8 protein-coding genes and 1 pseudogene are annotated in these 13,622 nt (G+C 34.0%); 6 read left to right on the plus strand and 3 right to left on the minus strand.

Annotated elements, in window-relative coordinates; genetic code table 11:
* Nucleotides 1-10: 10 nt before the first annotated feature.
* The 3 genes and pseudogenes from JOD96_RS22385 to JOD96_RS01550 form a co-directional block, all read right to left on the minus strand.
* The gene (locus JOD96_RS22385) at nt 11-2,773 is read right to left on the minus strand and encodes a 3-coathanger stack domain-containing protein (RefSeq protein WP_317195267.1); all 2,763 of its coding nucleotides are present in this window, start codon (nt 2,771-2,773) and stop codon (nt 11-13) included.
* A gap of 354 nt (nt 2,774-3,127) precedes the next feature.
* A pseudogene (locus JOD96_RS22390) lies at nt 3,128-3,589 on the minus strand (DUF6443 domain-containing protein); the annotation flags it as partial.
* A gap of 11 nt (nt 3,590-3,600) precedes the next feature.
* Nucleotides 3,601-7,161 (minus strand): RHS repeat domain-containing protein, encoded by a 3,561-nt coding sequence (locus JOD96_RS01550; RefSeq protein ID WP_209562510.1) that lies wholly within the window; start codon nt 7,159-7,161, stop codon nt 3,601-3,603.
* Between the two features lie 219 nt (nt 7,162-7,380).
* Between JOD96_RS01550 and JOD96_RS01555 the strand changes: the two genes are divergently transcribed.
* From JOD96_RS01555 to JOD96_RS01580, 6 genes are read left to right on the plus strand one after another with little or no spacing between them, the layout of a single operon-like run.
* A complete protein-coding gene (locus tag JOD96_RS01555) occupies nt 7,381-7,791 on the plus strand; it encodes a type IV pilin protein (protein ID WP_262898512.1) in 411 nt (136 codons plus the stop codon).
* Entirely contained in the window at nt 7,791-8,267 is a 477-nt protein-coding gene (locus tag JOD96_RS01560; protein ID WP_209562511.1) for a general secretion pathway protein, read from the plus strand. Before JOD96_RS01555 ends, JOD96_RS01560 begins: the two co-directional genes overlap by 1 nt.
* Before the next feature lie 2 nt (nt 8,268-8,269).
* Complete coding sequence (locus JOD96_RS01565; protein WP_209562512.1) at nt 8,270-9,673, plus strand: GspE/PulE family protein; 1,404 nt, start codon at nt 8,270-8,272, stop codon at nt 9,671-9,673.
* Between the two features lie 44 nt (nt 9,674-9,717).
* Nucleotides 9,718-11,889, plus strand: a complete 2,172-nt coding sequence (locus JOD96_RS01570) for a type II secretion system protein GspD (protein ID WP_209562513.1) — start codon at nt 9,718-9,720, stop codon at nt 11,887-11,889.
* On the plus strand, nt 11,889-13,085 hold the full coding sequence (locus tag JOD96_RS01575; protein WP_209562514.1) for a general secretion pathway protein: 1,197 nt from the start codon (nt 11,889-11,891) through the stop codon (nt 13,083-13,085). The genes JOD96_RS01570 and JOD96_RS01575 overlap by 1 nt, the downstream gene beginning before the upstream one ends.
* Nucleotides 13,086-13,607: a general secretion pathway protein gene (locus tag JOD96_RS01580; protein WP_209562515.1), complete on the plus strand. Its 522-nt coding sequence runs from the start codon at nt 13,086-13,088 to the stop codon at nt 13,605-13,607.
* Nucleotides 13,608-13,622 lie beyond the last annotated feature (15 nt).

The following is a 13,622-nucleotide window of genomic DNA, read 5'->3' on the forward strand; positions in this document are numbered from 1 at the left end:
TTAGACTATTTTAATTACTTCCGCTAGGTTTTTGATTTCCGTTAGTTTGCTGAGTTAATGTACCACTTACAAATGTATTCCAAAAACCATAGGTACTTGTTTGTCTACCTTGTTCTTCTTTTTTTGTCCCAGGTAGATAATCTCCATTAAAATCGGTATTTTTAGTTGCTTGAGGGCCAATTTCTTTACCATCTGCAGAGAATCCATCTCTTTGGTCTGGCGCAACAATAGTTACTCCCTCCATTTCTTTAGATGCAGAAATTTTATCTGCAACAGGCTCTACAACTTTACCATTTTTATCCATTGTGTATTTTCCAGTTCTACATGCATGTAAAACAATTGTGAAACCTTCCTTACTCTCGGAATTTTTCCATAACTCACTTGATTGATTAAGTACTTTATTCAAACCAGCACCTGAATTAATCGTAGTTTCTCCTTTTGCCCCAAAATCATTGTAAAATTCTTTTGGATTTCCATGTGCGAAGACATGAATAGTTTTAGTTTCAGGATTATCTTTGTATTGACCACTATTAGCCGCTTTTAATACTGGTTTATTGTGTGCTGAATCTTTCAACAAAACAACTTCAAGACCTTCTAGCTCTCTACCATCTATAACTCTATTTTCAGAAAAATTATAATGTGATTGATAAGCATATTTTTCACTTAGCGGGTCAATATTCATAAATCTGCCAATAGCCATATCATAGTTTCTCCATTTAAAGCTGTCCCAGTTCAGTCCCAGCTCATCTTGACGCTCCTGACCTTGGTACTTATACTTATTCTCAAAACCAATTTTAATATTATTATACCCCTCTTGTTTCATACCAAAAGGATAGAAATTACTCTCTTCCTTAATAGCCAGCGTCTTGTCATAACTCAGTCGGATATTGCCCAAATGATCTTTGTACTGGTAAATATATTTATAAGAACTTCCGGAAGCCTCCACATAACCTTCAGCCGTTGGGAAAAACTTTAATGCACTATTATCATACTGATAACCTCCAAGGTAATCTGTAGTGATGTCAGATTTCCCTGTTTCACTTACAACTTTCCGCACCTTTTGCCCCGCAGCATTGTAAAGATAAACAATGTTCCCTGTTGTCCCAAAAGTTATTTTGGCAGGCAGGTTCAGGTGGTTGTAGGTAATGGCGGTGATGTTTTTGTTATTGTCCCGGGTCATATTGCCATTGGCATCATAACTGTAATCATCTGCCGTGTTGGCGGCACTGTCCACAAAACCTCCCGCTTTGTAAGTGGTGGCATTATCCACGACTTTTGTAAGCTGGTTGGTAATGTTGGCTGTACCGTAACTGTAAGCCAGCTTGTCGATCTGCTGCAGGGCAGTCGGGTTTCCATTACGCATCAGGGACATGATATTCCCGTTCTTGTCATAAGTCAGGATCTCGTCATAAAAATTATTCACTGTACCGGCCTGTTTAAAAATTCCTGTCCTTAAACGGTTTAGGTTATCATATACATACCCGTAACCCCTTACAACAGGAGTTGCCTCCGAGGCACTTGACCAGTACGTCTCGGCTATGTTTCCGTTATACAGGGCTTTGACCCCTGCCGTGGTGGTGGTATTGTAATTGACCTTAAAGGCAAACAGGTCTTTTGGGTCCCCTGTCTTTGCCAGGGCGTCAACGTCGTTTATGCCCGTGAGCCATCCACGGATGTTGTAGGTATAATCTATTTTTTGGGTACTGCCGCCCACTTTCTTGGAAACCAGCTGGCCCAGCTCGTCATAGGTATTGGTAAAAAGGGTCTCGGCCGTGGCAGTTCCGGTCTGGTGGGTCTGGCTGATGAGCCTGTCCTGCGCAGAGTAGGTATAGGTCTCGGTTGTTTTAAGCGCCGGGTCTGTTGCCAGCCTGCTGTGTGTGGTTATCGTATACTGCAGCTGCCCTGAGAACGCATCAAGTTTACTGTCCGTACAGGTAAACCCTCCAAGGAAATTCTGCGTATAGGAACGCACCGGTCTTGCCTTGGCATCATATAGGCTGTAGCTTTGTTCGTATTTGTAATTGGTGCTCAAATCCGGAACCCTTACCCAGGATCCTGTGGCAAGCCCGATGGGTTTTGTTGTGGCGTTATAATAAACTGCTTGGCTTACCCCGGCAGTATTTGCTGCAACAGTGGCCGGAATAGTCGGGGCATCGGGAAAATTGTAATCATCATAATAGTTCACGCTCATTATATGGTAGCCTGTGGTTGGCCAGGCGGCATTGTCATACCTGAATTTTACCCCTGTTGTGGCAGGGATGATGGTATTAGTGGCTGTGGCAATCTTGGTTTCGTTAAAATTTGCCGTGAGTGCATTTTGGGCATCCTGCAGTGTTTTTCTTGCAGCGGCTGTGACCGTTGCCGGCAGCCAGCCGGTAATCACCGGCCTGTTGAACGCATCGTATTTTGTGATGGACCATCCCGGGGTGGTGATATCGCTAAAAGGGGAATTGGCCGGACCTGTGGCCACGACCCTGTCGAGTTTGTCATACACGATGAACTCCCACTGTTTGCCGGGCAGTTTTTTCTCTACCAGGCGGTTACGGTAGTCATATTTATACTGGTAGCACAGATTATCCAAAACGGTTTTGTTGTCATCTATAACGGCGCTGAAGGTACTGCCGGCCTGGGCATGAAATCCCGGCAATAACCGAATGGAATTGGAAGCTGTCAAATGAAGGGCAGCACTCGCTGAGGTAAGCTGTACTGTCGAGGTCAGGTCAGCCTGGGCGCTTGTAGTGCCCAGAAGGTCTACGGCCTTGGGCGGGATCACATAGGTCAGGTTGCCATAAATATCGTATACGTAGTAGGTGTCATGTTTTTCATTGGCTGTCCCTGATTCTACCGTCCCATAGGTTCTTTTCAGCACTACCTGCCCTTGTTTGTTTTTAAACTCTACTGTCGATCCGTCTTTTTCAAGGGGCGAAGCCGCTGTGTTTTCATCATAGGTGACGGTTTTGTAAAGCTCATTGGCAGGATAGGAACTATTGCCGGAGAAGGAAATGTTATATAAGCCCAGTGTGGCATCCCAAAGGGCATTGGCATTGAATAGTTTTACTTCGTCGGCTATATTGGCCTGATAGTCCATTTTAATCTCATGGCCTGAACCTGAAAACCAGTCATTACCGGGTGCAGCCTGTTTCAAAACGCGGTTAAGGGGAGAGGCTTCGAGTTCTTTTTTGCTGAAAGGGTATAAGGTAGCCTCCTGTGCAGGGTTCTTGTTGATAAGGGGATTGGGTGTCTTGTAATAAGACAATACGTTTGCCCCGGCAGCCGTATCAAAAGCCATATTGGTGCTGGTGGATTTAAAGGGAAGATATTCCTCTGTCTGCCTGCCAAAGCCATCATAGGTGATATGGGTGATGATATCTTTTCCGGAATCGGACTGCTGTGCTGCAATCTGCTGGATGGGCCTTCCAAGACCGTCGAAATAGGTTACATTTTGTGAAGCCTGCGCAATAGTGGGCGCCGGTATTTTTACCGTACTTGCTGTTTTGTAGGTAACGGTTTTTATATAATTTTCGGTTTGGGTCTGACCAATTGCCATAACCGGAAACAAAACCAAAAGGAATTTAACTAAATTTTTCATGATGCTGTTGGTTATTGTTTATAGTTGTATTGGTTCTCAGAAAGGATGTTCCCATTTTTATCCTTTACAAATTCAAGTCTTCCAAATGTATCATAGCTGTAGGTAATAATATCTCCTTTTGGATCGGTTATGGTACTGACTCCGACAAGGGGAATATAGGTATAGGTTGTCACCATGGCAGTTGGCAGGGAAGTTCTTAAGTTGTTAATTGCTGTCAGGTTAGTTTCATTATAGGTATCTAAAACAGTTGTTGTAACACCCAATGCGGTTGCTATTTGTGCATATGTTGCATTTTCTATCTTGGCAATGGGCTGGGTTTTGTTATAACCCCAGATTATAGTAACCGGAATGTCATTTTCAGCTTTAAACTGTCTTATGTTTCCTAAAATATCATAGCTTTCAAAAGAAAAAGTTTTTTCCAGCTGATTAGGAATAACATCTCCTTTTTTGTTATAAATATACTTTGGCAAGATCAATGGATAACCAGTAAACTCGGAAGGAAAGCTTCCATATTCTGTTTTCTTCTCGGATAATTTATTTGCTCCTTTGAAAACTTCTGTTTTTAATGGTATGCTAACAATATTTTTTGAAATTAATTCATTTCTAAAAGGTTCATTTATCATTATAGCATCTTGTGCATAGTAATACTTTGTTTCTAAAATTTCTCCTTTGGAATTTGTAGTAGTCTGCGATGACAATTGTAAACTAGTAGGGGTAGTATTATAGTAATAGTTTTCTGTTTGAGATACATTTTTGCTATCAAAATAATCTATAGTTGTTTTGCTTTTTAGTTTGTCAAAACCAGTGTAAATTTTAAAATAAGGAACATCTACTTGCACAGGACCAATCGGTAAAATCATATTAGAGGGTGGTGGAGGTATTAATGTAGCCCCTGCATTTTTCATATAACTACTTACCACATCATATTTATTTCCCTGATAACTTAAATAAGCAACTGGACCAAGACCATAATCAAGAAGCTTTGGATACCAAACATTTTCCGGATAAAAATGTTTAGATACATAAAAATTATTAGATGAACATAATAGATTTTGATCGAACATTTCATTATTTATTTCATCAACATACCCCATATTCATTTCGGGATAACTTCCATAGTATGAATAAAAGTCTTCTCTTATAACAATATTCTCTTTAAAATATTTTTTTTGTATTAATTTGCCGCTTTGCCATTCCCTAGGTTCAAATTCTCTAAGTTTTACTTTCTCAGGTAATTCTGAAAAGAGCGGATCGTAAAAACTAAAATAACTTTCTTCTTTTATTATTGATTTATCAAAATAATTAAAATCTATTTGAGTAACTTTTTTATATCCAACATTGGAACCGCTAGTTTTATATAAAGGTAAAATAGATTTCGAAGAAAATCTAACTCCTAAATATATATATGGGGGAACATCAGGAACAGATGAAGGTTGTCTTTTAGAAATATTTTCAATATAAGAAGGGACGCTTACAACTCTTCCAGAAGTAATATTATTCTCTTCAAGGTAAGTAAAATATGTTTTGTATTTCATATTATTTAAATCCTCACCTGTATACGTTTTTATATCCTTTATCCTTAAGCCGCCTACGGTAACTTCATCTCTAACTTTATCTCTGTAAAAAATTTTTATAAAAGTGCTATGTGGAAAATTATAATCACTAGGCTTAGAAAGAAGATAATTTTGAGTTATTAAGATTTTAAATCTAAAAATGCCAGCCCCCTCAAAATAAGAACCGGTAATTCCATTAGAGGATTCATCTTTTGATATTGTTCCCAAATATTTAAAAATTTTAAAAGTACCGTCTACTTGTTTTTTTTCAATATAGAATTCTACTTTATTGAATTCAGAATTTATATTCATGTAATTTGGAACTTTTAAAGGTAAGTCTGATTTTAATTCTAAACTCGATACACCAGATCTCAATTTAGTAGCTAATTCACTAACAACAAATGGATCACTGTAAAAAACCTTATTGAAGGAATTAATTTCGCTCGGATTTGGATAAAAATAGTTTAGATTATATCCAGAAATATTATAGCTAGCCTCCTTTCGGTCGTACCTTTCGTCAGTTATCTCGTCAAATAAACTACCGGAAGTTTGTCCAGTTAGTGCTTTATGGTTTTCATAACTATATATTTTTATTCCTCCTTCTGGAAATTTTATGCTTTTTAGTGAGAAAGTTTTAGTATATAATGTATCAACATCTCTATCATAACCTAGATTGCTTGGCAAATTCCTACCAGGTAATAAATATTCAGGCAATAATGAGATATTTGAATCTTTTCCATTAAAATACCCCCAATGATCTTGTGCTTTTGAATATCTTGACGGAATTTTTTCTAATAAATAGTAATCAAAATTATAAGTCTCAATATTTTTATTTTTAGCATCATAAAATTTAAGAGCATCAAGTCGTAAGCGTTGATCCACAGCATCTTTTCCAAAAAGATTAACATTTGAATTAAAATAGGTTTGAATTAATGTAATTTTTTTTATTACATCGTTTTCATTGTTATAAATTGTAATTCCCTGTAATTTTTTTGCACCTGTTTGCAAATCAATTCGATCCCCATACTCAAAAAATATTCTTCCTGAAGGAAATACTATTTCTGAAATTAAATTTTCAATGTTATTAGTTGTATTTGATTCATAAGAAGATCCAACATAATCTTTTATGCTATTCAATAGTACATAATTATGATTTCCTAAATTAGTATATAAGTTGTATCTGGCAGTAATATAATTATATGTAATTTCTTTGTTCTTTGGAGATTTTATTTTTTTTAATTGCCAAGATTGATCAAATGGCTCTCCGCCGAGATAACTAATTGATGATCTTCCATCTTTACCTAAAATCAAATTATATCCTGTTGGTAATTTAATATTAAATGAGTCAAAATAATTATTATATGGTATAACAGATCTCGTACCTAATTCGTAATCTATTAGGATGTCATCAAGAGGAAAAGTTATAAATTTTTTTAATTCCTGATTAAACATAAACTTGCCATTATGTCCTAAAAGACTATAAAAAAAGACATCTGGTCTACTATCTGCTGGGGGATAATTTGTCATCACATTTTCACCAGCTCTAAATGCTTGATCATAAAATGCACCTCTGCTGCGATATATTTCTACGTTACATGCAGTGAACTCACCATTATTACCATCTAGTTCAGATTGTTTTAATCCTCCTATTCCGAACTTATCATAATATGGTTTTTTAATAAAATAACGCTCATCAGGTAATCCATGATTATCGCGAGTAATTTGACCGCCAATATTTAAATTCCAGCCAAGTCCAACTGATGTTGCATCTTCTTCAACCTTTATACCTCCGGTATTATAAGAAATAGAAATAGGCACCTCCATACCGTCAAGATTAATGGTATAAATAGGAATATCAATAGAAGGCTGTCCTGTATATAAAGAAACATTATTTAATAATCTTTTTTTAAATTGATACGATTCTGGAGGAAGAGGAATTCCGTAGTCATATTCTGTAGATTTTTGACCGTATGATAAAAAATTCAGGAATAAAATAATTAGGATAAAGTTAATTTTCATTTTTTAGGCATTTATTTTATTATTATAATTTGGCTTTAATATTTTAAATATTTGATTATTAAGTCTTAATGGATGTAGTTTTTTATTTTTTTAATTCAGTAATAATAATGAAATTTTTCTTACAATTTTAAATATTTTTTAACAAATTAAATCTCATTATTTATCTTATTTTTTTTCTCAATAAAAAAGATATATTTGTAAAAATTAATTACGCTTATTTTGAAAAAAAATCTTCTTAAAAAAATTCCTTCTTTCAATCTTCAGGAGATGTTGATTGTTCTTGCCATAATCGGAATCTTATTATTAATAGCATTGCCTAACTTAATGCCGTTGATAACAAAAGCAAAAAGCGTAGAAGCACAAGTACAGCTAAAAGCTATTTATAATGCTGAAAAGCAATATTATTTTATGTACTCAAAGTACAGTCCTAATTTTACGGAAATAGATTTTGAAGCACCAAAAACAACAAAAGAAAGCGGAAGTGCCAATTATGTTTATGAAATCGTACAATCGACTAATAATGAGTTTAAAGTAAAGGCTACGGCTATTACTGATTTTAATGGAAATGGAGTTTTTAACGTTTGGGAAATTGACCAGAATGGGGTTCCAAAACAAATTGTAAATGACTAATGTGGTTTTTAAAACTAATTTTAATTATTACATTACTAGTAGTACTATATCAGGATTGTAAGGATCGTTTGGTGTATTGGTTTCTGTATCCAATAATTGGTGTTTTGGTATTTTCAATTCAATCTTATTATCTTCCTTTTGAACTTGCTTTTTTTAATTCAGGATTGAATCTTTTATTTGTAGCAATTCTGTTAGGGGTTAGTTTTATGTATATAAAATTTAGGAAATTGTCATTTCAAAATGCTATAGGACTTGGAGATGTTCTATTCTTTATCTTTTTAAGTTTTGGATTCGCCACAATTTCATTTATTGTTTTATTTGTTTTTTCATTAATATTCTCATTGCTGTTACATTTTATTTTTCAAAATAAAAATCAATTAAAGACAGTTCCTTTGGCAGGATATATGTCCCTTTTCTTTGGAGTCGTATATACGGTTACTTTTTGGTCTCACAGTACTATTTTATACGCTTACTAAGGATGAGAAACTTTGAAATCCCAATTGAATTTCAGCAACTGATTAAATCAGAACAGGCATATTATTATCGGATAGTTCCTTTTGCGAAAGAGCAAAAAAGTGTTTTACTAAAAACAGATTCGGCAGATATTGATAATCTTCAGAATGAACTTGCGGTTTTATTGTCTTTTCCTGTTCAGCTTGAAGTTGATACTTCAGAAAATATAAACAGGTATTTAAGCACGAATTATAGGAAAACGAACTCTGGAAATGTTTCTGATATACATTATACGGCAGACTTTTTAGAGAAAATAGTTCTAAATGCAAAAGAGATCGGAAGCAGCGATATCCATTTTGAGCCTTACGAAAAAAATGCTCGCGTCCGTTTTCGTCTAGATGGAAAATTAAAAGAACAATTTCATATTTCTACAGAAGAATATCCTGTTATTGTCAATAAAATAAAAATCAGGGCACAACTGGATATTTCCGAAAAGAGATTACCACAAGACGGACGTATAACTATTGTAACGGACTATCAGGATTTTGATGTGCGTGTCTCTGTTCTGCCAACTCTTCATGGAGAAAAAGTTGTATTACGTATTCTTAGTAAAGATACAAGTCATATCGATATTAATAGTTTAGGATTTACTGATAAGGAATTAAAGGTTTATCTGGAAAATATAAAGCGTCCTAATGGTATTGTGTTAATTTCAGGACCTACAGGATCTGGAAAAACGACAACTTTGTACGCTACTTTAAAAAAACTAAATCTCCCTAATACCAATATTTTGACGGTTGAGGATCCAATTGAATACACATTGGAGGGAATTAATCAGGTACAGTTAAAAGAAAATATTGGACTTGATTTTGCAACCACTTTGCGAACTTTTTTAAGACAAGACCCTGATATTATTATGGTAGGAGAAATCCGTGATGTTAATACGGCCAATATGGCAATCCGGGCCGCATTGACTGGGCATTTGGTATTGTCAACAATTCATACCAATTCTGCATGGGCAACTGTTTCAAGATTAATAGATATGGGAATTCCGTCTTTTTTAATTGCCAGTACTTTAAATGTTAGTGTCGCACAACGTTTGGTTAGAAAACTTTGTAACTCGTGTAAGCAGGAAGAGGAGATTGATTCTGCAATTTTTCCAACTAATTTTGAGATTCCCCAAAACCTGACAAAGCATTGTGTAGCTGTAGGCTGTGAGGATTGTTATCATACAGGCTATTCAGGCAGAAAAGCAATTTATGAAATTTTACCAATTGGATCAGAACTGGCTTCTTTAATTAAAAATAATCAGTTGGATATTAATTCTTATCTGGATGAAAATGAAATATTTACATTAAAACGAAATGCATTGTCTTTAATTAATAATGGAATTACTTCTATAGATGAAGTTTTTTCATTACTCTTGTAAAACAAAAAAAAAAACAGTAAAATCTTACGATTCGATATTGATTCATGAAAAAAATAACAACAATACTTTTAATATTTATATTTCAAATCTCATTTTCGCAGGAGAATAGAATTTCGCAGCTTAAAAACCATATAGAATCCATAACCACTGATGCACCGGGACTTAACGAAAAAGTTAACATTAATATTAAAGAGGCTTCTTTATCCAGTTTTTTATTAGGGGTTTCACAAATTCATAAATTAAATATCAGCGTAGCGCCAAATTTAAGCCAAATTAATATCGTTAATAACTTTTCGGATGTTACAGTTGGTGATTTATTAATCTTTTTATGTAAGGAATACAATCTTACTATTGATTTTACAGGTAATATTTTAGCAATCAAATCGTATGAAAAGCCTATCGAAGCACCTTCTGTAAGGGCAATTGATGTTGTCTATTATACAGATGGTAATTTGCTTTCTCTTAATTTAAAAGACGATAAATTATATGATGTCTTTAGAAAAATAATGGATGAAAGTGCTAAAAACTTAGTTTTTGCACCAGGCCTGGAAAATCAGTTGTTGACAGTGTACATTAAAAATATGCCATTTGATGCGGCATTAAATAAATTGGCTTTTGCCAATAATCTGAATGTTACTAAAACAAGAGATAATTTTTATGTTTTTGATAAGCCTGAAGGCAATTTCACACCTGAAATTGGCGATAATAATGCTACAATAAGGCAAAACAAACCGCAGCGTTCCAGAAAATCTAATTTTTTCTTTACTGTTGTTGATGCAGATAGAAAACTTTTGGATGTTGATTTTGAAAATACACCCATTTCAAGTATTGTCTATGACATTGGTCATGAATTAGATATTGATATGTTTATTTCGAGTCCGTTAGAAAATGCAGGAAATGCAACTGTAAAGGCTAAAAACATTACTTTTGATGCTCTTCTTATTAAGTTATTCGAAACAAAAGCAGATGGTGTTGCTAGTCCAAACACTAATCCATCGCAGCAGCAATACAATAATTCGCAAAATAATTTTTCTGCCAATTCAGGATCAGGTTCTTTTACTTTTATGAAGAACGGATCGATTTATTATTTTGGAACCAAAGAACAATTGGTAGTCAGGAATATAAAATCTATACCGTTGATGTATCGTTCTATTGAAATTTTAGGTGATCCATCAAAAGAGGGCAGGAGTGCAGGCAGACTGAACAACACAAACAGTTATTCTAATTACAATACGTTTGATTCAAAAAACAATTCAAACTACCAAAATCAGAATAATTTTTCAAATAATGCATCATCTTCCTCATCTTCCGGCAGCAATGTGCCTTCTGAATCTATATTGACAATTATTCCGGATGAAATTAAAAAAGATTTAGATATTAAAATAGATAAGGAACTTAATAGCTTTTTGGTTAATGGACCAGCAGCAAGTATTGAGCGATTTGAATCTTTTATTAAATACATTGACAAGTCTGTACCCGTTATTCTAATTGAGGTAATGCTTCTTGAAGTAAACCGATCGGCTACTGTAGAAACAGGTATCAAGGCAGGAATAGGAGATAAACCAGTTACAACTTCAGGAACTGTTTTTCCGAATGCAGATATTAATTTGGGAGCACAAACAATTAATAATATTATTGATGGTTTTAGCGGATTTGGGTCTTTAAATATTGGTAAAGTAGTACCAAATTTTTATTTGAGCCTGAAAGCTATGGAAACGAATGGTAATCTGAAAGTGAGATCATCCCCTAGATTATCAACTTTAAACGGTCATAAAGCCTATTTGTCTATAGGAGAAACAACATATTATGTAGTTACCAATCAAAATTATTACGGATCTCAGATTCCGCAGGCGTCAGAAGTTAAAAATTATCAGCCAATAGACGCAGAATTGTCTGTTACGATTATGCCATTAGTTGCCGGCGATGGGCAGGTCACTATGGACATTAAAGTTATTCAGTCGAGTTTTAACGGACAAAAAGTAGATAAGGATGCTCCTCCGGGTATTAATTCAAGAGAATTTACGTCAATAATCAGAGTTAAAGATCAGGATTTGATTGTTTTGGGAGGATTAGAAGAATCGGTTAAAAATGATTCAGGAAGCGGAGTACCATTACTATCAAGGATTCCGGTGATTAAATGGTTATTCAGTTCCCGTAAACGAGAAGATTCCAGGAAAAAATTGAGTGTACTAATCAAACCAACAGTGATTTACTAATGGTTTTTCCGTCTATAACGTCACTTTTGCTTGGTAAAGAATATATTGGAATTGAGCATTTTACTTTAAACAATGAAGAGAAGATTACTGTACTCTTGATTGAAGAAAAGAAGGAAGGATTAGTTATTTCTAAAAAAGACAGAGTTAGTTATAATCAAAAAATAGCTGAAAAATGGGATGTGAAATTACCCTTCTTTTTAATTCTTAATACAAATCAGGTTATACAAAAGGAAGTTCTGAGCATCGAAGTTTCGGATGATAAATTACTCCATAAAGCGTTTCCTAATACAAATTGGGAAGAGTTTTATTTTGAAATCTGGCGATTAAAAACAAAATCTATAATTGCCATTACCAGAAAAACCTATCTTGACGAAATAGTGAATCAATATGATAAACAAAAGATTAAAGTAGCAGGAATTAGTCTGGGCGTTTGTGCATTATCTGAAATTTTTGGATACGTAAATGAAAACCAAATTTTTACAAATAATCAGGTAATTTCAAAACAGGAAGAACAACAAATAATTTCTACAAATGTTTTGGAGTCTTCAATTACTTACAATGTTAATGAACTTGAAGTTGAGAACAGGCATTTGCTGGCTTTTTCAGGAATATTGCGTTTACTACTAAATACAACTGATAATTCGGGTTCTGTTGTATCTTTTAGTGACGAATTGCATGATAACTACAATCAAAAGCAATTTTTTGTAAAAGGATTAAAAATAATGATCGGAATTGTGTTAGGTATTTTATTGTTGAATTTTATCTTTTTTACCCACTATTATAAATTAGCACAAGAAACAACAGAGACTGTTTTAGTCAATAAATCGTCACTTGAAGATGTTGCTAAAATCAAGCAGCGTATTATAATAAAAGAAGAAAAAGTAAAAAACAGTGTTGGAAAAACTGACTCTCAAAGTTCACTTTTGATAAATGAGATTGCTAAAGGAATTCCATCCTCAATTTTATTAACAGAATTAATTTTCAATCCTTTAGAGAAAAAAATAAAAGCAGAAGAAGCTGTTGTTACAACAAATAAAGTGATAACTATTAGAGGCACAACGCTTTCTAATGATGATTTTACGCATTGGATTGAAGAGATAGAAAAAAAAGGATCAATTGACAAAGTTCTCATTACACATTTTGGAAAAAATGATGCTAATGAAACGGAGTTTTCTATTAAAATTACGTTGAGATAAATGAAGCTAAACAAGAAAAATAAGTTGCTTGTATTAGGATTTGTTTTAATCCTGTATATCTGTTATTCTTTTGCGATATCAAATACAATCATGTATTATAAAGAGTATAAAGATAAAAAACAGCAAATTGCCAATGATAGTAATATGCCTAATCTTGTAGGTCAGCTTGTTAAAAAAGAAAAACAACTGGATCAGATTTTGTCTCAATACGATATTAATGTTTCAGAATCGTTCCAGAATGATTTATTAAAACAATTAAGTTCGTATAGTGCAAATTATCATCTTAAAATTACTGATTTTCAGGAACCCCACATTATAATTCAAAACGGATTTACCACAACAAGCTATATTTTTACTTTAGAAGGTTCATTTAACGGATGCCTGGCCTTACTGAATCAGATAGAAAACAATCCAAAGCTAGGTGCTGTAAAGCATTTAAATTTCACTAAGAAAAAAAATTATAAAACTAACACTGATCAATTGCTTGTTGAAGTCATAATGCAGACAAATAAAGGGGTTTAACTATTTAAACATAAT

The organism is Flavobacterium sp. 1355 (genome assembly GCF_017833415.1).
Taxonomy (GTDB): Bacteria; Bacteroidota; Bacteroidia; order Flavobacteriales; family Flavobacteriaceae; genus Flavobacterium.

Coding starts and splice junctions, on each gene's coding strand:
- JOD96_RS01550 (WP_209562510.1), bottom strand. CDS start 7,161: ATGAAAATTAACTTTATCCTAATTATTTTATTCCTGAATTTTTTATCA.
- JOD96_RS01560 (WP_209562511.1), top strand. CDS start 7,791: ATGTGGTTTTTAAAACTAATTTTAATTATTACATTACTAGTAGTACTA.
- JOD96_RS01565 (WP_209562512.1), top strand. CDS start 8,270: ATGAGAAACTTTGAAATCCCAATTGAATTTCAGCAACTGATTAAATCA.
- JOD96_RS01570 (WP_209562513.1), top strand. CDS start 9,718: ATGAAAAAAATAACAACAATACTTTTAATATTTATATTTCAAATCTCA.
- JOD96_RS01575 (WP_209562514.1), top strand. CDS start 11,889: ATGGTTTTTCCGTCTATAACGTCACTTTTGCTTGGTAAAGAATATATT.
- JOD96_RS01580 (WP_209562515.1), top strand. CDS start 13,086: ATGAAGCTAAACAAGAAAAATAAGTTGCTTGTATTAGGATTTGTTTTA.